The following is a 22912-nucleotide window of genomic DNA, read 5'->3' as shown; positions in this document are numbered from 1 at the left end:
CTTCTGCAAAGGAGCCTCCCGATGACCACGCCTTTCGACCCCGCCACGCTGCGCTACAACGAGGCGGGGCTGATCCCCGCCATCGCCCAGGATGCCACCGACGGCACCGTGCTGATGCTTGCCTGGATGAACGCCGAGGCGGTGGCGGCGACGCTGGCCACGGGCCGGGTCACCTACTGGTCGCGCTCGCGCGGCGAGCTCTGGCGCAAGGGCGACACCTCCGGCCACATCCAGCGGCTGGTGGAGATGCGCCTCGACTGCGACCGCGACGCGCTGCTGGTGCTGGTCGAGCAGACCGGCCCCGCCTGCCATACCGGCCGCCGAAGCTGCTTCTACACCGCGGTGCACGCGGGCACGGAGGTCGAGATCATCGCGCCGCCGGCCGGGGAGACGGCATGAGCGCCAGCCGCTGGGCCGAGCGGCTCCGGCCGGAGGTGCTGAGGCGCCTCGCGCTCGGCCTCCTGGTCGGCGGGCTGGGCGGCGCGCTGGCGGCCTGGGCGGAGGTACCGCTGGCCTGGATGCTCGGCGCGCTCTTCGCCTGCATGATCGCCTCGCTGGCCGGCGCGCCGGTGGCGGTTCCGCTCTGGCTGCGGGCCAACTTCATGTTCCTGATCGGGCTCTTCCTCGGCGAGAGCTTCGACGGCATCGGGCTGGCGGAGCTCTCGCGCTGGCCGGCCACCATCGCCGGGGCGATCCTCTATGTGCCGGTGGCGGGATGGGTGGCCTATCTCTACTACCACTGGCTGATCCGCCAGCCGGTGATGACCGCGGTCTGCTCGGCGATCCCGGGCGGGCTGACGGCGGTGGTGCTGCTGGCCGAGGCCTTCGGCGGCGACGACCGCGCGGTGGCGCTGTCGCAGTCGCTGCGCATCGCCATCGTGATCTTCGCCGCCCCGATCGTCGCCTTCGGGCTGCTCGGCTTCACACCGCCCTCTGAGGAGCTGCTCTCGGCCCGCGCGCCGATCGGCTGGGAGGGCATCGCGATCCTGGTGCCCGCGGCGCTGGCGACGATGTGGGCGATGGACCGGCTCGGCCTGCCGATCCCGTTCCTGATCGGCCCGATCTTCGCGAGCGCCGTGCTGCGCATGACCGGCCTGGTGGAAGGCGCCCTGCCCCACTGGCTGGTGGAGATCGCGCTGGTGGTCACCGGCTCCTCGATCGGCTGCCGCTTCCACGGGCTGAAGCTCTCGACCTGGCTGGCGGTGGCGCTGGCGACCCTCGGCGGCACGCTGGTGCTGATGGCGGTCACCGCGGTCTTCGCCTGGGCGGTGGCGGCGCTGACCGGCATCGACTATCTCGCGGCGCTGCTCGCCTACGCCCCCGGCGGGGTGGCGGAGATGAGCCTCATCGCGCTGGCGATCGACGCCGATCCGGGCTTCGTCGCGCTGCACCACGTGGTGCGGATCGGCTTCATCCTGGTGGCGCTGCCGCTCTTCGCCGCCTGGCTGTCGAGCCGCCTCGACCGGGCGCGCGACGAGGCTCCGGGGCCGGGCTGAGGCACCAAGGCGGCTTGACCGGGGAGGCCGGAGGGAGTGGACTCGGGGACAAGCAGTGCGGCGCCTGTCCCGGCCCGCCGCCTGCCGAGATCGAAGGAGATCCCCATGCCCCGCATCCGCCTCTCCGCCGCGGCCCTCGCCGCCATCCTCGCCGCCGGCACCGCCCTCGGCACCGGCCCGGCCTTCGCCGCCTGCGCCAGCGACGGCGAGATCGCCGCCTATCTCTCCGACTGGCGGGCCGGGCTCCCGACCAAGGCGCTCGGCGCCGGCGGCAGCATGGCCGATGCGCTCTGCACGCAGGGCAGGCTCGTCGCCGCGCTGGCACCGGAGCTCGGCGGCATCATCGGCCACAAGGCCGGGCTCACCTCGCCGGCGGCGCAGGAGCGCTTCGGCGTGGCGGAACCGGTGCGCGGCGTGCTCCTGCGCAACATGCTGCTCGAGAACGGCGCCGCGGTGCCGCTGGCCTTCGGCGCCCGCCCGCTCTTCGAGGCGGACCTGATCCTCGTGGTCGGCGATGCGGCGATCAACGAGGCCACCGACATCCCCGGCGCGCTGGCGCATCTTGCGGCGATCCGGCCGTTCCTCGAGCTGCCGGACCTCGCCGTGGCCGAGGGCGAGCCGATCACCGGCGTGACGCTCACCGCGGGCAATGTCGGCGCGCGGCTCGGCGTGCTCGGCGCGCCGCTGGTGGTGGCCGAAGCGCAGGCCGCCGGGGTCGATCTCGTCGCCGCGCTGGCGGAGATGACGGTGCGCGTGGAGGATGCCTCGGGCGCCACCATCGCCGAGGCAAAGGGCGCCTCGGTGCTCGGCCACCCGGTCAACAGCCTGCTCTGGCTGATGCGCCAGGGCGTGGTGCTCGCACCGGGCGACATGGTCTCGGTCGGCTCGATCGGGCCGCTGATGCCCCCTGCCAAGGCGGGCGGCGCGGCGCGCGTGGTCTATGCCGGCCTGCCGGGGGACCCGACGGTCTCGGTCAGCTTCGTCGAGAGCGCGGCCGCGGTGGAGGTGAGCCCGCTGCCGGTGGCCCGCTTCGCGCAGCCCGGCGAGACCATCCGCGTGCCGATCCCGCGGCCCGCCCCGGCCGCCGACGACCGCTCGCTGCTCGAGCGCCAGGCCGACCAGATCGTCACCGAGGGCTCGGCCGCCATCGACGCCACCGCCAGGCAGGGCTCGGAGATCGGCAGCCAGATCGCCGACGATGCCGCGGCGGCGGTGGACCAGGCAGGCAAGGACCTGAAATCCACCGGCGAAGCCGTCGAGGGCGCGGTCCGGCAGCTCCTCGAGTGACCGCCGCCGCGCACCTCCCTGCATTGAGCATTTCAAATCGGTACAACTTGAGGTAACGTTGCCGTGCAGCGTGCGCCGTGGGGGGGAGCGTCAGGCTTGGGACCGGGGAGACCCGGAGTATTCGAGGGTGGATGCGATGCAGCTGAACTTCATGTCGACTGGCTCGGGAATCGCCGTGGCCGCAGGGCTCATGTTGTCCGTGGCGGCGCCGGATGCACGGGCGGATCTGTGCGGTGCGGATTACGACTGGACCGCAACGGTCGGAGGCACGGACAGGCCCGTGGCCTCGCTGACGGCAGATTGCAGCGGCCCCGACCATCTGATCGAGTCCGACCCCGAGTCGCCCGTTGTCGGCATCGACATGATCGGCCCGCAGGGTCTCGAGATCATCTACCGTTTCGACGAAGAGGCCAGCCCGGACGGGAACGCCGATTTCCCGGAGACCGTCCACTTCCTGACCAACTTCGACTTCTCCGACGTGATCAGCAGCCCGATCCTCGGCGAGATCCTCGAAATCGAGTATGTCGGCTTCCGGATCGACGAGGACGATCACCCCGCCGGCCGCGGCACTGCCCCGGCGGTCACCACGGAGCTGCTCGCCCCCTATTCCGCCCGAATCACCATCGGCGAGTTCGATGACGGAGCGCTGGACACGATCTTCATGTTCCGGCTCGTCGTCCAGGCCGAGGATCTCGACGGCGAGGGCAGCGGCGGCGAGGGTTCGGAAGGTGCCGAGGGAACGGAGGTTCCGATTCCGGCCAGCCTGTTCCTGCTGCTCGGCGGGCTCGGCGGGCTCGGGCTTCTCGCGCGGCGGCGCGTCTGAAGCGGCACGGCTCCGCCGATCGGGCGACGCTGCGGCAGGATCGTTCCCCCGGCGGCAGGCTTCTGGTGTAGACTGCCGAGCAGATATCAACCCGGGAGTCTGCCATGGGAGCCACCGTCGTCGACACCTCGCTGAAGGTCGCCACCTGGAACGCGGCCAAGCCCAAGAGCTACAAGGGCGCGGATCTCACCAACGCGCTCAAGGCCTACGAGACGGCCACCAAGAAGGACATCATGGTCCTCGCCAAGCTGCCGGACTTCAAGGTCTCGAAACTCGAGGGCGCCCGCGATGTCTACAGCACCGCCGCGACCGAGCTGAAGAAGGTCGTGACCGCGCTCGGGAGCATCGACACCGCCGGAACCAAGACCCATGGCGAGCTGACCAAGCAGGCCAAGACCAAGGAAGGCGACGAGAAGAAGCAGTACGAGGACGCTGCCGCCGTCGCCCGCACCATGTCGCTGAGCGCCCGGACACATCGGCAGAAGCTGAGCTGACGGCGCGGCGGCAGATCCTGCCGGCGATCCGGAAAGTCACGCTGCAATCACGTGCGGCGGGGGTCGCGCGGGCGGCCGTATATGCCGCCGGCCCGTCAGTCCCGGAAGCCGTGCGGGCCAGAACAGAAAACGAAATGGCGCGCCCGCCCGCGCAGTAGGACTTTCGGTCACGAAGGCAAGCCGCCGCCCTGGGTTTTCATTTTCGTGAGGGACTGGACTCCCCGTTCACGTCACCTACCTCCCCGGCATCGACCACTTGTCGAGGAGGAAGCCATGAACACGAACAGCAAGGTCATCATTGCCGTCGCTGCCGTTGCCGCCCTGGGGACGGGCGCCGCGATCTACCTCGCCGAAGCCGGGCAGTCGGATGCCGGTAAAGCGCTCGATACTGCCGGGCAGGCAGTCGAGCAGGCCGGCGATGCGGCGGGCGATGCCATCTCCGACGCCGCCGACGGCGCCGACAGCGCGGCCGAGGAGGCTGCCGAGGACACCGCCGATGCGATCGAGGACGCCGGCGACGCGACCGCCGATGCCGCCGACGACGCGGCCGACAGCATCGACCGCGCGGTCCGGTGACCGGCAGGGCCGGCCCGGCCCGCGCCTGACGAGAAACGCCGGCGCCGCCCCTGGCCGCACCGGCGTCTTGCCCCGAAGGGCCGGGAAAGCCCCGCCCCGGCCTCAGCCGTCGATGCGGATCTTCGCGTTGCCCGGATCATAGGGGCTCTCCGGCACCACCTCGGCATCGTAGAGCTCGCGAAACATGCGCAGGCGAAGCTTCTGCCCCTCCGCGGCGAAACCGGGCTCGACATAGCCGATGCCGATCTGCCTGCCCATCGCCACCGACCAGCCGCCCGAGGTCAGCCGGCCGACCTTGCGCAGCCCGCCCTTGCCGTCATCGGCCAGCAGCGCCTCGCGGCCCCAGGGATCGGCATCCGCCGGCCCGTCGATCAGCACCGTGACGCATTTCGCACGGATGCCGGTGGCCTCCATCGCCGCCTTGCCCTTGAACGCCTTGGTCATGTCGACGAAGCGGTCGAGCCCGCTCTCGAGCGGCGTCGCGTCGCGCCCGAGATCCGAGCCGAAGGCGCGGTAGGACTTCTCCTGCCGCAGCCAGTTCTGTGCCCGCGCGCCGCAGAGCTTGAGGCCGACGCCCTCGCCCGCCTCCATCAGCCGGTCGAAGAGATGGTTCTGCATCTCGATCGGGTGGTGCAGCTCCCAGCCGAGCTCGCCCGTATAGGCCACCCGGATGCCCAACACCGGCACCGCGCCGAGGTCGATCCGGCGCATCGAGAGCCAGGGGAAGCGCCTGTTGGAGAGCGCGCTGGCCGGATCGGCATCGACCAGCAGCGGGCGCAGCAGCTCGCGGCTCTTCGGCCCGGCCACGGCGAAGACGCCCCATTGCGTGGTGACGTCCTGCACCTCGATCCAGCCCAGCTCGCCGCGCTTCGCCTCGGCCATCTTCACCATGTAGTCGCTGTCGTAGAGCTGCGCCGCGCCGGCGGTGACGACATAGTATTCGTCCTCCGCCAGCCGCACGATGGTGAACTCGGTGCGCACCGTGCCGGCATCGGTGAGCCCGTAGGTCAGGTTGATGCGGCCGACCTTGGGCAGCCGGTTGCAGGTGAGCCAGTCGAGGAAGGCGGTGGCGCCCGGCCCCTTCACCATGTGCTTGGTGAAGGCGGTGGCATCGAACAGCCCCACCCCCTCGCGCACCGCCTTCGCCTCGGCCTCGGCATATTGCCACCAGCCACCGCGGCGGAAGCTGCGCGCGCCGTGGTCGTCGAAGCCCGCGGGGGCGAAATAGTTGGGCCGTTCCCAGCCGTTCACCTGGCCGAACTGCGCGCCCTGCGCCTTCATCCGGTCATAGCTCGGCGCGGTGCGCAGCGGGCGCACGGCCGGGCGCTCCTCGTCCGGGTGGTGCAGGATGAAGACGTGCTCGTAGGCCTCCTCGTTCTTCCGCGCGGCGTATTCGCGGTTGACCCAGCGGCCATAGCGGCGCGGGTCGAGCGACCACATGTCGATCTCCGCCTCGCCCTCGGTGATCACCTGCGCGAGATAGTGCCCGGTGCCGCCGGCGGCGGTGATGCCGAAGGAGAAGCCCTCGGCGAAATAGAAGTTCTCCACCCCCGGCGCCGGGCCGACCAGCGGGTTGCCGTCCGGCGTGTAGCAGATCGGGCCGTTGAAATCGTCCTTCAGCCCGCAGTTCTCGGTGGAGGGGACGCGGTGCAGCATCGAGGCATATTCCTCCTCGATGCGCTCGAGATCGAGCTGGAAGAGATCGGCGCGGAAACTGTCCGGCACGCCGTGGATGAAGCGCGCCGGGGCGTTCCGCTCGTAGGGCCCCAGGATCCAGCCGCCGCGCTCCTCGCGGACATACCACTTGGCATCGGCATCGCGCAGCACCGGGTGCTCGGGGTTGCCGGCCTTGCGCCAGTCGACCAGCGCCTGGTCCGGCTCGGTGACGATATACTGGTGCTCCACCGGGATCGCCGGGATGTAGCAGCCGACCATCGCGGCGGTGCGCTGGGCGTGGTTGCCGGTGGCGGTCACCACCACCTCGCAGCGGATCTCGAACTGCTCCTCGGTGGCGATCAGGTTGCCGCCCTTCTCGCCCATGATGCGGCCGGAGACGATCCATTCCCCGCCCTCGCGGCGGAAGGCATCGACCTGCGCCTTGCGGACGATCTCGACCCCGCGCTGGCGTGCGCCCTTGGCCAGCGCCTGGGTCACGTCGGCCGGATTGATGTAACCGTCGGTCGGGTGGTAGACCGCGCCGAGCAGGTCCTCGGTGCGCACCAGCGGCCAGCGCTCCTTGATCTCGGCCGGGCTCAGCCATTCGAAGGGAATGCCCATGGTCTCCGCGGTGGAGGCGTAGAGCATGTATTCGTCCATGCGCTCCTTGGTCTGTGCCATGCGCAGGTTGCCCACCACCGAGAAGCCGGCATTGAGCCCGGTCTCCGCCTCGAGCGCCTTGTAGAGCTTCACCGAGTGGTCGTGGATGTGGCTCACCGCATAGGACATGTTGAACAGCGGCAGCAGCCCCGCGGCATGCCAGGTCGAACCGCTCGTCAGCTCGTCGCGCTCGAGCAGCACCGTGTCGGTCCAGCCGGCCTTTGCCAGGTGATAGGCGATCGAGGTGCCGACGGCACCGCCGCCGACGACGACAGCACGGGCATGGGTCTTCATGGGGCGTGTCTCCCGGGACGCGTTCAAGGGTTCCGATCCTCTATGCGCCCGCCGCGCGCCACCTTCACGGGATCAAACGACCGAAAGCGTCGTTTTCGCGACATCGGGGCGATGGCGCACGGGGTTGGCCCCGGGGATGACCTCGGCGTTGCCCCCGGGGTTGGCCACCTGCGCGCGGCACCCCATCTCTCGGGGAAGCCACGGGAGAAAGCCCATGCCACCTCGCCTCCGACGCCGCAGCCTGCTCGCCGCCCTCGGGCTTGCCATGCCCGGATGGAGCGCCGCGGCCCGCGGCCTCACGCCGATACCGCCGCAGACCGAGGGGCCGTTCTACCCCCAGCCGGCCGACCGCCCGGCCGACACCGACCGCGATCTCGTGAAGATCGAAGGCGCGGTCCGCGAGGCCGGCGGCGAGGTGCTGCATCTGACGGGCCGGGTGGTCGGGCCGGGGGGAAAGCCGCTGCCGGGCCGCGCCGTCGAGATCTGGCAATGCGATGCGGGCGGGCGCTACCACCACCCGCGCGACGGCTGCGCGGCAGAGCGCGACCCGGCCTTCCAGGGCTTCGGCCGGACCGTGACCGACGGAGAGGGCGGCTTCCGCTTCCGCACCATCAGGCCGGTGCCCTATCCCGGCCGCACGCCGCATATCCACGCCCGCATCGCCCGGCCCGACGGCACATGGCTGACCACCCAGCTCTATGTCGCCGGCGATCCGGGCAATGCGCGGGACTGGATCTTCCGCCGCCTCGGCGCCCGCGGGCAGGCGGCGGCGAGCATGGAGCTGGCCCGCAATGCCGGGGGCGACTGGGAGACGGCGATCGACATCGTGCTCTGAGCGCCGGGATCGCCGCCCGCCCGCTCAGCCCAGGTAGAACATCCCCGCCTCGAGCTCGTCCGCATGGGCGGCCACGTTCTCCGGGCTCTCGGTGAAGAGCAACAGCATGTCCTCCCGCGCCAGCCCGTCCTCCAGCCGGCCGAGCCAGAAATCGCAGCCGGCGGTGTCGCCCTCGCGGCCCAGCACCACCTCGTAGAGCTGCTCGATCAGCGCCTTGTCGGACAGATCGTCGGAGAACTTCGCCTTGTACTCGGCGCTGTCGAGGAAGGAGGCGGCAACCTCCGCCTCGCTCATGCCGGCCTCGAGCTTGTTGACCCAGAAATCGAGCCCGTCATCCGCCGGCCGGTCATAGACCGCGTCGTAGAGCCGGAAGACGAAGGCCTCCTCCTGCGTCACCTCGCGGATGTCGAACACGCCATCGGCGAATTCCGCCTGCTCCATCGTCACCAGCCGGTCGCGCGAGCCGTCCGGCAGGTCGATCAGGATGGTGTCGGAATCGATCCGGGTGAAGCGCGCCTCGCGGCCGAGCCAGTCGCGGTAGAGCGCGGTGTCGAGCCCGTTGCCGCCCTCCAGCGTGTCGTTGCCGTCGCCGCCGTCGAGGGTGTCGTTCTGGTTGCCGCCAACGAGGGTGTCGCGGCCGGAATTGCCATAGAGATTGTCCGGCTCGTTGTCGCCGCCGATCAGGTCGTCGCCGGGCCCGCCCCAGAGCGTGTCGGCACCGTCGCCGCCGCCGACCCGGTCGTTGCCGCGCCCGCCATCGAGCCAGTCGCGTCCGCGCCCGCCGGTGACGATGTCGTGCCCGTCGTCGCCATAGACATCGTCATGCCCGTCCTTGCCGGCGAGCGTGTCATTGCCGTCGAGCCCCTCGATTGTGTCGTTGCCATCGCGCCCGTCGACCTCGTCGCTGCCATAGCTGCCGACGATGTAGTCGTCATAGCCCGTGCCGATGAGATCATAGCCATAGTAGTCGTCGTAGTAGTAATCGTCGTCCCAGATCGGGCCGAAGAAGAACCCCGACACCTGCGCCATCGCCGCCTCCTTGGATGCGCCTCCCGCAGTTTAACACGCTGCAGCGCCGTTTCCGTCGGAGATCTAGGCAATGATGTCGGCAAAAAACAGACCCTCGGCGAGCAGCGGATCGGTCGCGGCGCGGTTTTCCGGGCTGTCGGCAAAGGCGCTCAGCATCGCATGCGCGGGGGTGCCGGCCTCGATCGCGGCGAGCCAGAACGCCTCCCCCGCCGGGTCGGCGCCGCGCCCGAGCACATTGCCGAACAGCGCCGCCACGAAGGCCTCCGGCTCGGCGCCGTAGCGCTCGGCAAATTCCGGGCTCTCGGCAAAGGCGCGGGCGATCTCGTCATGCTGCATCCCGTCCAGCCGCCGGGTCTGCCAGAACAGGATGCCGTCATCCGCCGCGCGCCCGAAGGCGGCGGTGTAGAGCCGGTAGATCGCGCCGAGCTCCGCCCCTTCGATGTCGAGCGCAAGGATGCCGTCCTCGAAATCCACCCATTCGACGCCCTCCAGCCGGTCCCCGTCGAGCGTGAGGCCGCCGGCGAAGTCCAGCCGGTCGGCGGCGTATTCGCCCGCCACCTCGACCCGGTCGAGCCCGCTGCCGCCGATCAGCGCGTCGGTGCCCCCGCCGCCCGAGAGCGTGTCGTCGCCGGCGCCGCCCTCGATGGTCTCGTCCGCCGCGCTGCCCGAGATCCGGTTGTCGCGCGCATTGCCGATCACCGTCAGCGGCGCCGGGCTGTGCAGCAGCGCGAGCTCGGCCCTGGCCTCGGGCAGCTCGTAGACCATGGGCGCATTGTCCTGCAGCCCGTAGCGCTCGCGGATCTCGCCGATATCGATCCCGGACAGCTCGGTCTTGATGCTGCCGACCGGCACCTGCGCATACATCACCGCCTCGGGGTCGGCGCTGTGCGGCAGGCCGAGGGCATGGCCGATCTCGTGCAGCAGGAGATAGAGCAGATAGTCCGGCTCGCCGTCGAAGAGGCCCTTCAGGCGGCTGTCATTGGCGATCAGGACATCCCCGCCCTGCGCGGTCAGCGGCGTCGGGTAATAGGCCCGCCCGATGATGTTGCGCCCGGAATGCGCGCCGAGGAACACCCGGATATCGCCCATGGTGCCCACTCCGGAGGCGAGCCCGTCATCCGCCACCTGCACGAACTCGATATTCGCCGCGGCGGACCAGATCGCCAGCGCCTCGCGCACCACCTCGGCCATGTCGAAGCCGAAGAACGCATCCGGATCGAAGGAGAGATCGTTGAAGGGGAAGTTGTCGATGTCGATCCCGGCGGCGCCCAGCGACCAGGTGATCACGCCCCCCGGCCTGCCCCAGCCGCCGTCTCCCCATTTCCCGGCGGTGACCGGGGCACCGTCGTCGCCATTTGCGCTGGCGCTGGTGGCGGCGGCGAGCCCGGCGAACGGCGCGAAATCGCATCCCCCCGCCTGCATCGAACAGAACTCGCACATGCCGCGCCCGTCTCCCCAGGTCCCGGCCGGTCAGCCGAGGACGGCGCCCTCGAAGAACAGGCCGTTCTCCAGCTCGGCCGCCGCCGCCGCGACATTCTCGCCGCTCTCGGTGAAATAGACCAGCATCTCGGCCCGCGAGGTGCCCTCGGCAAAGGCGTCGAGCCAGAAGTCGTGGCCCTTGTCCTCGGCCTCGCGGCCCAGCACGTTGAGATAGAGCGCGTCGATGAAATCCTCGTCGTCCGGCACGCCGTAGCGATCCCCGAACTCGTCGCTCATCACGAAGGCCTCGGCGAGATCGAGCCGGGTCATGCCCTCGGACAGCGCCTCCTGCCAGTAGAGCAGGCCGGCATCCGCCTCGCGCCCGAACGCCGCGGTATAGAGCCGGTAGACATAGCCGAGCTCCGAGCCCGGCAGGTCGAGCGCCAGGATGCCGTTGTCGAAGGCCAGCCGCTCGATGCCGTTCAGCGTGTCGAGCCGCGAATCATCGCCGCGCACCAGCAGGCCGTCATCGGTGAAGGCGAGCCGCGACGGGCCGTAATTGCCCGAGAACAAAGCGGTGTCGAGCCCGGCATTGCCCTCCATCAGGTCGTTGCCGCCGCCGCCCTCGATCAGATCGTTGCCGGCGCCGCCGTCGAGGGTGTCGTTGCCCTGCCCGCCGCGCAGCGTGTCGTCGCCATTGTCCGCGGTGAGCGCATTGGCCTCCGAATTGCCCACCAGCTCCACCGGCGCGGCGAAGAGCTGCGGCTCGGGGGTGAGCGACGGATCGATGGGCGGGACCTCGATGTCGTCGTCCTGCGCGCCATAGATCGCCTGGATGTTGTTGATGTCGTCCGGCTGCAGCTCCGTGGGGGTGAGGAAGTTGCCCGCCGCCATCACCGCGGTGAACACGTCGGTATGCTCCAGCCCCAGCGCATGGCCGACCTCGTGCAGCACGATCGCGAAGAACAGCTCCCCCGCCGTCTCCGCCTCGTAGTCGTCCACCACGTCCTCGAGGTTGGCATCCATCACCACCTCGCCGACCTGGGGGAAATAGGCATAGCCGAGCGCCCCGATCACCTGCGTGTCGGCGAGCGAGATGCGGATGTCGGCGCTGCTCGGCCCGGTCAGCGGCGCGCCGTCGTCCTCGACCTGCTCGAACTCGATATCCGCGACCGAGGACCATTGCGCGAAGACGTTCTCGAGGATCGGCTCGAGCTCGAAATCATAGGCCGCGTCCGGGTCGATGGTGAACTGGCCTTCCGCAAGCCCCGGCACCGCGAGCCCGCCGCCGGCGATGCTCCAGCTCACCGTGCCGCCGGGGGTGCCGGGGGCGTCGTCACCCCATTTGCCGATCGGCGGCTCGGGCTCCTCGTCCAGCGGGCGTTCGCCGAACCCGCCGGGGGGCAGGCGCACCAGCGTGCCCGAGAAGGTCGCGATCCCCACGCCGGGATCTCCATTGCCGCCGGTCGCGGCGAGCGCCGCGCTGGCCACGGCGGCGACGCTGAAATCGCAGTCACCGGTGTACATCGAACAGAAGAAGCACATCGGGAGGTCCCTCCTGGGCTCGGTCAGTCGACAGGCTGGCGGTGCCGTCTCGCGGAACGCCGGGCGTGCTGCCGCGCCCGGTCGCCCTGCACGCGCCGTTGAAGCCTTCGCACCCTACCACGCGAAATTCGATCAAGCCACTCGGAAGCCGCGCTTATCCGGCATGGACCGGCCTCGGGGCCCCACACGCCCCGGATGACTGCCGCGCGCCACGATCAACCCACCCGAGGGCGGGTTCCGTGGCCCGGCGAAGGCCGCGCCCGGGGCCGCATCTAAGACCGCGCGCCGGCACCCTCGGCCGGGGCCCCGGCCGGCGCCGCCGGCTCGCCGGCATTGTTGAGCCCGCGGGCGAAACGGTCCTCCGCCGCGGCAAGCTCCTCGGCGCCGGCATGCTCGCGGATCAGCGCCATGGTGGCGGTCTCGATGCGCTCCTGCACCTCCGCCATGAAGGGCTCGAGCGCCAGGCCCGGCGCCACCGGCGGCAGGAACTCGATCGCGCCCACCCGGCCGACATTCTTGGCCCAGCGCCGCTGCGGCCAGATCGCGCCGAGCGAGGCCGCAACCGGATAGGCCGGCACCCCGAGCGCGGCATAGATGTGCCCGGCGCCCCGCCGGTAGCGCTCCCGCGCGCCGAGCGCCATCAGCTCGCCCTCGGGATAGATGATCATCGGCCGGGCCTCCTCGGCGATCACCCGCCGGGCGCCCTCGACCACCTGTGCCGTGCGCCCCTGCGGCCCGGAATCCACCGCCACCATCACCACGCCGAGCTTGTCGAGGATCGGCCCGAAGAAGGGGTAGCGCTTGAGCTCGGCCATCGCCACCGCGGAGGCATCGGGGAAGAGCTCGGCGATCATCACGATGTCGAGCTCCGACTGGTGCTTGGAGACCAGCAGCCGCCCACCGGTTTCGGGCAGGTTCTCCAGCCCGCGCACCTCGACCCGGCTGCCGAGGAAGAGCCGCAGCGCGCGCCGCACCGTGCGCCCCCAGCGCCGGATCCGCCCCTGCATCCGCTCCCGCGTCGAGAGCTTTGCCAGCACGTAGAGCGAGAAGGCGGTGGCGAAGGTGTAGCCGTAGAAGAACAGGTTGAAGCCCAGCACGCGCAGCCCGGTCATCGGAGATCTCCTTCCTCGCGCCAGGGCTCGCCGGCGGCGGCAAGCGCTGCCCGGGCCTCCACGCTGTCACGGTCCATCTGTGCGACGAGCGCGGCAATGCTGTCGAACCGCTCCTCCCCGCGCAGGAAGGCGATCAGCTCGGCGGTGATCTCGGCGCCGTAGAGATCGCCGGCGAAATCGAAGAGATGCACCTCGAAATTCGGCTTGTTGTAGCCGAAGGTCGGCCGCTCGCCGATGCTGGCGACGCCGTCATGGCGCCCGGCATGGGGGCCTTCATGCACCGTGACCCGCGCGGCATAGACGCCGAAGGCCGGCACCAGCTGCTCGCCGAAATCGAGATTGGCGGTGGGATAGCCGAGCTCGCGCCCGCGCCGGTCGCCCTGAGCGACCCGGCCCGAAATGCCATGCCAGCGCCCGAGCGCACGCGCCGCGGCCACCGGATGCCCGGTGCGCAGCGCCTGCCGGATCGCGGTGGAGGAGAACGCGCCGCCCGGCCCGCCGCGCATCGGCTCAATCGTGACGCCGAAGCCGAAGCGCTGCCCGAGCTCCGCCAGCATCTGGGCCGTGCCGGCCCGGCCCTTGCCGAAATGGAAATCCGCGCCCACCACCACATGGCCGAGGCCGAGCCCCTCGGCCAGCACGTCGCGGGCGAAGGCCTCGGGCGACATCGCCGCCAGCGCCCGGTCGAAGGGCAGCGCATAGAGCCGCTCGACCCCCAGCGATGCGAGAACCCGGGGCCGCGCCTCGGCCGATGTCAGGCGGAACGGCGCGGCATCGGGCTGGAAGAAGCGCCGCGGATGCGGCTCGAAGCTCACCACCGCGAGCGGCGCCCCGGGGGCGGCCTTGCGGGCCGCCGCGAGCAGCGCCTGGTGCCCGCGATGCACCCCGTCGAAATTGCCGAGCGCAGCGCTCGCCCCGCAGGTGCGTGCGCTCCCCTCGCCGGCCTCGCTGCCGTGCCAGCCGCGGATGACGTCCATCCCTGCCCCCTCGGGTGAGGCGGGCAGGCCGAGCCTCACGCCCCCGCTGCCGGCCTCCTCTCAGCCCTTTACCCGGGAGGGCGCCAGAACCAGCGCCTCCCCCCGGAGCACCGCCTTTTCGCGCACGGTGGCGAGGCAATCAAGGGTCACGCGCTTGTGCTCCCTGTCGATTGCCGTGACGGTGACGGTCGCGGTCACCACATCGCCCGGGCGCACGGGGCGGACGAATTTCAGCCACTGCTCGAGATAGATCGAGCCATGCCCCGGCAGCTGCTCGCCGATCACCGCCGAGAACAGCGCCGCGGTCAGCATGCCATGCGCCACGCGGCCGCCGAAGATGGTGTCCCTGGCGTAGTCGTCGCAGAGATGCACCGGGTTGCGGTCGGTCGAGACCTCGGCGAAGAGCTGGATGTCGCGCTCCGCCACCGTCTTGGTCAGGGTGCGGACGACGCCCACCTCGAGTTCCTCGATCGGAATGGTTCCGCGCCGGATGCCGCCCTGTTGTGCCGTGTCGAGCATGACTGTCCCTCCTGAAGCTCGGCCATGCCGACTCAATAACGCTGCAGCGCAGCAGGCGCAAGATTATTGCGCAATAAAATTTCCTAAAGACCGGGCGTGCAGATCGCATGTTGCGGCCATGTCACGAGCGCACACAACGCGACCCGCCCCGTTTGAGGCAAGGTTTCCCCGTTTTTCAACGCTTTGAAGAATCAGTTGCAGATCGCTCGGCAGCGCTCCCCGCTGCGAGCCGCGCCGTTCGCAGCCGCAACAGGGATTCAGGCGAGCCGCGGCATCCAGAAGGTCGGCGCCTGGCGCTCCTCGGCGAGGAACGCGGCCACCCTGCCGGGCTCCGGCGCGAGCGGATCCGGCCCGCAGCGCTCGGCCGCGATGCCCCCGGTGAGGAACACGGAATCGATGCCCGCCGCCGCGGCACCGGCGATGTCGGTATGGATTCCGTCGCCCACCGCCAGCACCTCCGCACGCGGCACCGGCGCCCCGGTGATCGCCTCGAGCAGGCGGAAGGAGGCGTCGTAGACCGGCAGATGCGGCTTGCCGAAGTAATGCACCACGCCGCCCGCGGCGGCATAGTCCCGCGCCAGCGCCCCGGCGCACCAGAGGCGGTCGGCGCCGCGATCCACCACGATATCGGGGTTGGTGCAGAGCATCGGCAGCCCGCGCGCCGCCCAGTCGGCGATCTCGCCGGCATAGGTCTCCGGCGTCTCGGTGCTGTCGTCGCGCAACCCGGTGCAGAGCAGCGCCTCCGCCTCCGCCAGCGGCACAGGCGCCAGCCCGGCATCCGAGAGCATGCCGAGATCGCGGTCCGGCCCGACATAGTGGATGCGGCGGCCATGCACGCCCTCGCGCAGCGCCGTCAGGCAGACCTCGCCGGAGGAGAGCACCGCGTCATGGGTGTCCGAGGGCGCGCCGATCTTGTCGAGGAAGCGCTGCACCCCCGGCACGGGCCGCGGCGCGTTGGTCAGCAGGATGACGATCCCGCCGGCCGCCCGGTATTCGCGCAGCGCCTCGAGCGCCGCCGGAAAGGGCCTGACGCCATCGTGATAGCAGCCCCAGAGATCGCAGAGCAGCGCGCGGTAGCGCCCGGAAACCTCGCTGAGACGCGCGATGCGGTTGGTCATGGCCCTCTCCCCTCGGTTCGGCGCCGCCTGCATAGTCTCTCGCGGGCGCGAAATCCATCCCCCCGGGCAGCGGCCGTCGGTCAGCCCTGCGCGGCCTCGGAGAGCGGCGCCGCGGGGCGCGAGATGCGGTAGCGCGTGACCCAGAGCAGCCGGTCCTCGGCGCGGGTGATCGCGACATAGGCCAGCCGTTTCCAGAGATGCACGCCGGCCTCCACCGCGCCGGCCCGCGCCGCGGCGAAGAGATCGGGCGCGAAGACCTGCACGGCGGGCCACTGGCTGCCCTGCGCCTTGTGGATGGTGCAGGCCGCGCCATGGACGAAGAGCGCCCCCATGCGGGCCGCCGAGAGCAGCCGCGGCTCGGTCTCGTCGGGGTGCTCCACCTGGATGATCGCGGCCACCGAGATGCCGCCTTCGTCGGTGCCGGCGACATCGACGCGCGCGAAGCCCGGCCTGGAGCCGGGGCCGAGATAGCGCGCCTGCGCCCCCTTGATCAGCCCGCGGCTCTCCAGCTCGACCCGGCGCTTGCGCTGCTTGAGCGGCAGCTCGAGCCCGTCGCAGATCAGCGGCTCGCCGGGCAGCAGCGCCGCCTCCGGGCAGCCATGGGCGCCGCGGAACGCCCCGATCAGCCGCACCCGCGTCTTGTTGCGCCAGACCAGCACCGGGCTCTCGCGCATCAGGTCGGCATCGGCGCGCTGGGCGACCTCGACGCGCGGATCCTCGGCCGCGGCGCGCTCCACCGCCGCCTCGAAATCCTCGAAGCCGAGATCGGGCTCGCCGAGCCGGTGCGCGAGCTCGATGATCGGGTTGTCCCCGGCCTGGCGGTGCACCCGCGCGAGCCGGCAGATCCGCGGCGCCGGAAGCTGCTCGAAGACCATGCCCTCGTCGGCCTTGGCCCCCTTCGCCGCGCCGCGCACAGGCGGCAGCTGCGCCGGGTCGCCGAACAGCACGATCAGCCCGAAGATCTCGCGCAGGTCGTCGAGCTGGCGCGGCTCGAGCATCGAGGCCTCGTCGACGAGCGCGATGTCGAGCGGCTCCTCGCGCCGGGTCCAGCCGGTGATGAAGTCGGCGCCGCGGACACCTGCCGCCGCCAGCGCACCGGGCACCGAGCCGTGCTCGTCGAAGGCCGCCCGCGCGCGGTCGAGCGCCTCGGGGGCCAGTACGTCGGTCTCGGGCCGGGCCTTGCGGGCATCCTCGAGCCACTCGGCGATCTTCTCGAATTCCGGGTCGTAGACCGGGGTGTAGAGAATGCGGTGCAGCGTCGTCGCCGCCACGCCCTTGCCGCGCAGCACCGAGGCGGCCTTGTTGGTGGGCGCGAGCACGGCATAGGACCGCCCCCTGCCCTTGCGCCGGCTCTCCCAGTCGGGCGTGACCACCGCGAGCCCGGCCTCCGAGAGCGCCGCGCCGAGCCCGGCGAGCAGCACCGTCTTGCCCGAGCCGGCCTTGCCGGAGACGGCGATCACCTCGGACGGCTGCTTCTTCTCGCTGCGCGGCGCGGCGGTGCCGGCAACGAGATCGATCCCCTGCCCCGCCAGCAGCTCGGAGATCCGGTCCCAGGCATCGGCCTGCTCCTCGGAAAGCGGTGGCAGCGCGGCGGCCTTCTGCGCGGCATCGGCCCGGCCGAGCAGGTCGGTGGCGGCGCCCGGGGCGCCCTCGGCCGCCGGTGCAGCGGCCCGGCGCGGTGCGGTGAAACGGTGGTGCAACATGGCCGGCACCTTGCCACGCGGCGCGGGCCGCCGCCAGACGCCATCGCCGCCCTGGCGCCGCCGCGGCCGGGTCGGATCACATTCCGTTTGCGGATTTGTGACGGTTGTGTGACGATCCCGACATGGAACGGTTTCTCTCCATGACCGCCCTCGCCCCGGCGCTTCTCGCCGCGATCCTCGCCGCCGGCCCTGCCGCCGCGCTCCCGGCCGGGCAGGACAGCGATCCGGGCGCCAGCTGCGACCGTCTCGCGGCGACGAATGACGGCAGCGCCCCGGTCCCGCCGGTGAAGCTGGCCGAGCTGAACGCGCCGGCCGCCGCCTCGGCTTGCCGCGCCGCGATCCGCTCGTCCGGCGCCCGCCCGCGCCACCACCTGCAGCTCGCGCGGGCGCTGCTGAAGCTCGGGCAATACGACGAGGCACGGGCGCATCTCGTCACCGCCGCAGCCCGCGGGAACGCCGCCGCCTACTACATCCTCGGCCAGCTCCACCACACCGGCACCGGCGTCGATCGCGACACCGCCCGCGCCCACGCGCTCTATCTGCGGGCGCTCGAGGCGGGCTACCGCGAGGCAGCCTTCGGCCTGCTCGCGCTCTACCGCGACCCCGGCTCCGGGCTCTACGACCCGGAGGAGGCCGAGGCCGCTCGCCTCTATCTCTACCGCGCCGGCATCCTCTGACTGCCGGGCCCGCGGCAGGGCAGGGCGAGGCGTGGCATGTCGAGGCGTGGCATGTCGAGGCACGGGGCCGGCATGAAAAGGGGCGCCCAGGGCGCCCCTCTCCGTCTCGCGATGTCCTCCCCAGGACCGGGCCGTTTCACCCGCGCGCGGTCATCCCCGCGGTGCCGCCTCGCGGGCATCCTCGATGGTGCGCAGACCGGTCTGCGGCGCCGAGACCAGCACCGACATGTTGCCCGGCTTGTGCTCGTTGCGCAGCATCTTCATGTGTGCCGCCGGCAGGTCGCCCCAGTTGAACACCTCCGACAGGCAGGGGTCGAGCCGGCGTTCCAGCATCAGCTGGTTGGCCTGGCTGGCCTGCAGCAGGTTGGCGAAATGGCTGCCCTGCACGCGCTTCTGGTGCATCCAGAGATAGCGGGCATCCATGGTCAGGTTGTAGCCGGTGGTGCCGGCGCAGATCACCACCATGCCGCCGCGCTTCACCACGAAGGTCGAGACCGGCATCGTCGCCTCGCCCGGATGCTCGAAGACGATGTCGACATTGTTGCCCTTGCCGGTGATGTCCCAGATCGCCTTGCCGAACTTGCGGACCTCGCCGAACCAGGTCTTGTACTCCTCGGTCCCCACCTTCGGCAGCTGGCCCCAGCAGTTGAAGTCGCGCCGGTTGAGCACGCCCTTGGCGCCGAGGCCCATGACGAAATCGCGCTTGTCCTCGTCGGAGATCACGCCGATGGCATTGGCGCCGGCGGTGTTTATCAGCTGGATCGCATAGGAGCCGAGCCCGCCCGAGGCGCCCCAGACCAGCACGTTCTGCCCCGGCCGCAGGATGTGCGGGCGGTGGCCGAACAGCATCCGGTAGGCGGTGGCGAGGGTGAGTGTGTAGCAGGCGCTCTCCTCCCAGGTCAGGTGCTGCGGGCGCTTCATCAGCTGCTGCGCCTGGACATTGGTGAACTGCGCGAAGGAGCCGTCCGGGGTCTCGTAGCCCCAGATCCGCTGGCTCGGCGAGAACATCGGGTCGCCGCCGTTGCACTCCTCGTCGTCGCCGTCGTCCTGGTTGCAGTGGATCACCACCTCGTCGCCGACCTTCCAGCGCTTGACCTTGTCGCCCACCTTCCAGACGATCCCCGAAGCATCGGAGCCGGCGATGTGATAGGGCGCCTTGTGCCCGTCGAAGGGGCTGATCGGGGTGCCGAGCGCGGCCCAGACGCCGTTGTAGTTGATGCCGGCGGCCATGACGAAGACCAGCACCTCGTTGCTGTCGATCTCGGGGGTGTCGACCACCTCCACCTGCATCGCGGTGTCCGGCTCGCCATGGCGCTCGCGGCGGATCGCCCAGGCGTACATCTGCTTCGGCACATGGCCGAGCGGGGGAATCTGGCCGATCTCGTAGAGGTCCTTCAGCGGGGCATCCGCGGTAGCGTCCATTTTCGTCTCCCAGCGCTTCGCGCAACCCTGCGCGCAAGATTCGTGCTCTCCCGAGCCTTTTGCGTTCCTGACATTTCACGAATGCTCTGACAAGGGTCTTTGTGCAGCGCACTAGGTGCAATGCACGCGGCCCTCCGGCCGGGCATGGCGGCACCGGCGCCGGGCCATCGGAGAACACCCGGCGGCGGCGGGGCGCGCGGTGTCGGTCAGCCGAGGAAACGGGCCGGCATGCCGGCCGGACGCCGCGCTGGCGCGGCAGCACTGGCGACCCCGGCAGGACTCGAACCTGCAGCCGTCGGATTAGAAGTCCGGTGCTCTATCCAGTTGAGCTACGGGGCCATGCGCCCTCCTTACCCTCGCCGCAGGCGGGGCGCAACGCGGCGCGGCGGCCGGTTCCGCCCCCCTGTCCCGCGGCCGGAGCGGGGCGCGGGGTGGGCGGGCGGGCGCGCCCCGCTCCGGCTGCGGGACAGGGGGGCGGGGATCAGAGATCCGTCCAGCCGCGGCCCGTCTCCGCCTCGAGCCGTTCGCTGAGCACGCGGCGGTGGCAGCCGGCGGCATGCTCGCAGTAGCAGAGGAGCGCCAGCGGCCCCTCCTCGACCAGCGCGAGCAGCCTTGCCCAGTCGTCCTGCGCCTCCGGCGTCTCGAGATGCGCGGCGAAGATCGCCCGCATCTCGTCCACCCGGCCCTTGCGCGCCGCGTCGCGCCCGGGCTTCGGGGTGCCGAGCCCCCGCAGATGCACATAGTCGATCCCGGCTTCCCCGAGGCTCGCCGCCAGCACCCGCTTGGAGAAGCCGGCCCGGCGCGAGGCGGCCACCGCGCGCACATCGACGAGCCGCCCGATTCCGGCCCCCTGCAGCCGCGCGATCAGCGCGTCCTGGGTTGCCTTCGCATAGCCGATGGTTGCGATCATGGGCTTTCCTTCCTTGAGCGGACCCCGCGGCACCGGTAGAACGCCCCCGAGCTTTCGGACCGCCCCGCGCCCCGGCGCAGAGCCACGGCAACCCCGGCAAAGGAGCCCGCCATGGACGAGCTGTTCACCCTCACGAGCCTCCTCAATCTCGGCGTCCTGATCTTCCTGCAGGCCGTTCTCGGCTTCGACAACCTGCTCTATATCAGCATCGAGAGCCAGCGCGCACCGGCGGCCGACCAGGCCCGCGTGCGCCGCACCGGCATCCTGATCGCGATCGGCCTGCGCATCGTGCTGCTGTTCGCGATGATCCAGCTGATCGAGGCGCTGGCCGAGCCCTTCTACGTGTTCGCGATTCCGGGCATCATCGAGGGCGGGGTCAACTTCTCCACCGTGATCTTCGTCTTCGGCGGCGCCTTCCTGATGTATACCGCGGTGAAGGAGATCAACCACCTGCTGAAGATCGAGGACCCCGAGCACACCGAGGGCCGCGAGCCGAAATCGGCCACCGCGGTGATCGCGATGATCGTGCTGATGAACCTGATCTTCTCGTTCGATTCGATCCTCTCGGCGCTGGCGATCACCGATCTCTTCCCGCTGCTGGCGATCGCGATCATCGCCTCGGGTGTCGGCATGCTGCTGCTGGCCGACACGGTCTCGAGCTTCATCCGCAACAATCGCAAATACGAGGTGCTCGGGCTCTTCATCCTGTTGATCGTCGGCGTCGTGCTGCTCGGCGAATCGGGCCATGCCGCGGAGCCGCACCTGCATCTCTTCGGCTATGCGGTGGAGCCGATGTCGAAGGCGACCTTCTACTTCTCGATCGCGGTGCTGGTGGCGGTGGACATCCTGCAGACCGGCTACCAGAAGAAGCTCGCCCGCCTCAGGGAGCGGGAGGCCGCCGAGCAGGTCGCGGCGAAGGCGGCGGCGGGCGCTTCCCCCGCCGAATGAGCCGCGCCGCCCGGCCGTCGATGGCGGCGAGGCCGGCGAGGATCAGCGCGAGCCCCGCGGCGTGGCGGGGCTCCAGCCGCTCGTCCAGCACCAGCCAGCCCATGGCGATGGCCGATGGCGGGATCAGGAAGGTGACGAGCAGCAGCACCGTCGCGCCCGCCGCGGCAAGGATGCGGAAATAGAGCAGATAGGCGAGCGCCGTGGAGAGGAGCGCGAGCGCCGCCACCGCGGCCCAGGTGCCGGCAGAGGGCGCCGCGAGCGCCCAGGGCCGCTCGAGCCACAGCGCCAGCGGCAGGATCAGCAGCGCCGAGCCGGTCACCTGCCCCGCCGCGGTGGTCAGCGGGCTCACCCCCATGGCACGGAACCGCCGGCCGAAGATCCCCGCCGCGGCATAGGAGAGCGCCGCCGCCAGCACCGCGAGCTGCGCCGGCACCGCCGCGCCCAGCCCCTCCAGCGCATCGAGCCCGACCATCACCGCGACCCCGGCGAGCCCGAGCCCGACACCGGCGAGCTTCGCCCCCGTGAGCCGCTCGTCCGCCGTCAGCCAGTGCGCCAGCAGCACGGTGAAGATCGGTGTCGTCGCGTTGAGGATGGCGGCAAGGCCGGAGGCGATCTGCGTCTGCCCCCAGACGATCAGGCTGAACGGGATCGCGTTGTTCAGGCATCCCATGGCGAGGAAGGCCGCCCAGATGCGCGCGCTCCGCGGCACGCGCGCGCCGGTCAGCGCCAGCACCGCCCAGAGGGCGAGCGCGGCGAGCCCGACGCGCAGCGCGACGATGGTGAAGGGTGGCAGCTCCGCCACCGCGATGCCGACGAAGAGGAAGGACCCGCCCCAGAGGAGCGAGAGCGCGAGCAGCATTGCCCCCACGCCGCTCGTCATGCCCTGTCCGGCCATCCCTGCCTCCCGTGCCCTGCATTGCCGGAAGGAGGGATAGCCGGGGTGGGCGACGGTGTCCGCCCGTTTCCTGCGCGGGCGGTCGTGTCGTGGACAGCCCTGTCGTGGACAGCCCTGTCGTGGACGGTCGTGCGGTCAGCCGATGATGGCGTCGGTCGCGCCGCCCTCGACGGAATGATCGAACACGATCTCGATGTAGTTGAGCTGCAGGTCCTCTGCCGGCAGCGACTCGGTGGTGGCGGCCGCAACCACCACCTCGAGACCCGCCGCCTCGAGCGACTCGCGGGTCTGCATGGGCGCCTCGACCGGAGCGAAGGCGAAGCCGTCGTCGCCGGCCATGAAGGTGCCGTCGGCACAGGCCTCCTGCAGCTTCGGGGTGCTGGCGGCCCGGCTCTCGCCCTCGACGCCGTCGAACTTGATGTATACGGGCATGTCTTTCTCCATTGCCTCTGTGCTCGCGGCCTTGCCTGCCGCGACGAGGCAGATGGGCAGCCCCTGTATCCGCTTGATTTCGGCC

Annotated in this window: 22 protein-coding genes and 1 tRNA gene; 9 read left to right on the top strand and 14 right to left on the bottom strand. The window is 70.9% G+C overall.

All coding sequences use genetic code 11. The annotated features are described in order from the left end of the window. The first annotated feature begins 21 nt into the window (after positions 1–21). The 6 genes from hisI (at position 22) to QSJ97_RS03150 (ending at position 4676) form a co-directional block, all read left to right on the top strand. Complete coding sequence (gene hisI / locus QSJ97_RS03175) at positions 22–399, top strand: phosphoribosyl-AMP cyclohydrolase (protein ID WP_285670091.1); 378 nt, start codon at positions 22–24, stop codon at positions 397–399. Beyond that, positions 396–1496: an AbrB family transcriptional regulator gene (locus QSJ97_RS03170; protein WP_285670090.1), complete on the top strand. Its 1101-nt coding sequence runs from the start codon at positions 396–398 to the stop codon at positions 1494–1496. Before hisI ends, QSJ97_RS03170 begins: the two co-directional genes overlap by 4 nt. A gap of 105 nt (positions 1497–1601) precedes the next feature. Then, complete coding sequence (locus QSJ97_RS03165) at positions 1602–2783, top strand: 2-keto-4-pentenoate hydratase (RefSeq protein WP_352231047.1); 1182 nt, start codon at positions 1602–1604, stop codon at positions 2781–2783. Positions 2784–2919: 136 nt separating this feature from the next. Further along, the gene (locus QSJ97_RS03160; protein ID WP_285670089.1) at positions 2920–3606 is read left to right on the top strand and encodes a VPLPA-CTERM sorting domain-containing protein; all 687 of its coding nucleotides are present in this window, start codon (positions 2920–2922) and stop codon (positions 3604–3606) included. Positions 3607–3710: 104 nt separating this feature from the next. Then, a complete protein-coding gene (locus tag QSJ97_RS03155) occupies positions 3711–4100 on the top strand; it encodes a hypothetical protein (protein WP_285670088.1) in 390 nt (129 codons plus the stop codon). Between the two features lie 273 nt (positions 4101–4373). After that, entirely contained in the window at positions 4374–4676 is a 303-nt protein-coding gene (locus tag QSJ97_RS03150; RefSeq protein ID WP_285670087.1) for a hypothetical protein, read from the top strand. Positions 4677–4778: 102 nt separating this feature from the next. On the opposite strand, the gene QSJ97_RS03145 is transcribed toward QSJ97_RS03150, so the two are convergent. Beyond that, positions 4779–7286: a GcvT family protein gene (locus QSJ97_RS03145; RefSeq protein WP_285670085.1), complete on the bottom strand. Its 2508-nt coding sequence runs from the start codon at positions 7284–7286 to the stop codon at positions 4779–4781. Positions 7287–7500: 214 nt separating this feature from the next. Between QSJ97_RS03145 and QSJ97_RS03140 the strand changes: the two genes are divergently transcribed. Next, on the top strand, positions 7501–8121 hold the full coding sequence (locus QSJ97_RS03140; protein WP_285670084.1) for a dioxygenase family protein: 621 nt from the start codon (positions 7501–7503) through the stop codon (positions 8119–8121). A gap of 24 nt (positions 8122–8145) precedes the next feature. On the opposite strand, the gene QSJ97_RS03135 is transcribed toward QSJ97_RS03140, so the two are convergent. The 8 genes from QSJ97_RS03135 to QSJ97_RS03100 form a co-directional block, all read right to left on the bottom strand. Further along, positions 8146–9150, bottom strand: a complete 1005-nt coding sequence (locus QSJ97_RS03135; protein WP_285670083.1) for a DUF4214 domain-containing protein — start codon at positions 9148–9150, stop codon at positions 8146–8148. A 63-nt stretch (positions 9151–9213) separates the two neighbouring features. Next, complete coding sequence (locus tag QSJ97_RS03130; RefSeq protein ID WP_285670082.1) at positions 9214–10590, bottom strand: DUF4214 domain-containing protein; 1377 nt, start codon at positions 10588–10590, stop codon at positions 9214–9216. A gap of 30 nt (positions 10591–10620) precedes the next feature. Then, positions 10621–12114 carry a DUF4214 domain-containing protein gene (locus tag QSJ97_RS03125; RefSeq protein ID WP_285670081.1) on the bottom strand — a complete coding sequence of 498 codons (1494 nt, stop codon included), beginning with the start codon at positions 12112–12114 and terminating at the stop codon, positions 10621–10623. A 272-nt stretch (positions 12115–12386) separates the two neighbouring features. After that, positions 12387–13226 carry a lysophospholipid acyltransferase family protein gene (locus QSJ97_RS03120; protein ID WP_285670080.1) on the bottom strand — a complete coding sequence of 280 codons (840 nt, stop codon included), beginning with the start codon at positions 13224–13226 and terminating at the stop codon, positions 12387–12389. Next, a complete protein-coding gene (locus tag QSJ97_RS03115) occupies positions 13223–14203 on the bottom strand; it encodes a bifunctional riboflavin kinase/FAD synthetase (protein WP_285670079.1) in 981 nt (326 codons plus the stop codon). Before QSJ97_RS03115 ends, QSJ97_RS03120 begins: the two co-directional genes overlap by 4 nt. 60 nt (positions 14204–14263) lie before the next feature. Continuing rightward, on the bottom strand, positions 14264–14722 hold the full coding sequence (locus QSJ97_RS03110; RefSeq protein ID WP_285670078.1) for a MaoC family dehydratase: 459 nt from the start codon (positions 14720–14722) through the stop codon (positions 14264–14266). A gap of 257 nt (positions 14723–14979) precedes the next feature. Further along, complete coding sequence (locus QSJ97_RS03105) at positions 14980–15840, bottom strand: TIGR01459 family HAD-type hydrolase (protein WP_285670077.1); 861 nt, start codon at positions 15838–15840, stop codon at positions 14980–14982. Between the two features lie 80 nt (positions 15841–15920). Further along, a complete protein-coding gene (locus QSJ97_RS03100; protein WP_285670076.1) occupies positions 15921–17543 on the bottom strand; it encodes an AAA family ATPase in 1623 nt (540 codons plus the stop codon). Between the two features lie 122 nt (positions 17544–17665). Between QSJ97_RS03100 and QSJ97_RS03095 the strand changes: the two genes are divergently transcribed. Next, positions 17666–18220: an SEL1-like repeat protein gene (locus QSJ97_RS03095; protein ID WP_285670075.1), complete on the top strand. Its 555-nt coding sequence runs from the start codon at positions 17666–17668 to the stop codon at positions 18218–18220. Between the two features lie 150 nt (positions 18221–18370). Here the strand turns inward: QSJ97_RS03095 and ccrA are convergent, their stop codons facing one another. The 3 genes from ccrA to QSJ97_RS03080 form a co-directional block, all read right to left on the bottom strand. Further along, the gene (gene ccrA, locus QSJ97_RS03090; RefSeq protein ID WP_285670074.1) at positions 18371–19642 is read right to left on the bottom strand and encodes a crotonyl-CoA carboxylase/reductase; all 1272 of its coding nucleotides are present in this window, start codon (positions 19640–19642) and stop codon (positions 18371–18373) included. Positions 19643–19904: 262 nt separating this feature from the next. Next, positions 19905–19981 (bottom strand) — tRNA-Arg (locus QSJ97_RS03085). 142 nt (positions 19982–20123) lie between these two features. After that, a complete protein-coding gene (locus QSJ97_RS03080) occupies positions 20124–20552 on the bottom strand; it encodes a DUF488 domain-containing protein (RefSeq protein WP_285670073.1) in 429 nt (142 codons plus the stop codon). Positions 20553–20663: 111 nt separating this feature from the next. On the opposite strand from QSJ97_RS03080, the gene QSJ97_RS03075 reads away from it, so the two are divergent. Further along, entirely contained in the window at positions 20664–21500 is an 837-nt protein-coding gene (locus tag QSJ97_RS03075; RefSeq protein ID WP_285670072.1) for a TerC family protein, read from the top strand. On the opposite strand, the gene QSJ97_RS03070 is transcribed toward QSJ97_RS03075, so the two are convergent. Both QSJ97_RS03070 and QSJ97_RS03065 read right to left on the bottom strand, forming a co-directional pair. Next, a complete protein-coding gene (locus QSJ97_RS03070) occupies positions 21433–22395 on the bottom strand; it encodes a DMT family transporter (protein WP_285670071.1) in 963 nt (320 codons plus the stop codon). The two genes, QSJ97_RS03075 and QSJ97_RS03070, sit on opposite strands and share 68 nt — an antisense overlap. Before the next feature lie 135 nt (positions 22396–22530). Beyond that, positions 22531–22827: a hypothetical protein gene (locus QSJ97_RS03065; protein WP_285670070.1), complete on the bottom strand. Its 297-nt coding sequence runs from the start codon at positions 22825–22827 to the stop codon at positions 22531–22533. Between the last annotated feature and the right edge of the window lie 85 nt (positions 22828–22912).

The organism is Paralimibaculum aggregatum (assembly GCF_030270585.1).
Taxonomy (GTDB): domain Bacteria; phylum Pseudomonadota; class Alphaproteobacteria; order Rhodobacterales; family Rhodobacteraceae; genus Thermohalobaculum; species Thermohalobaculum aggregatum.
Note: the sequence above shows the minus strand (reverse complement) of the source record. Positions and strands in the feature narration are given on the sequence as shown.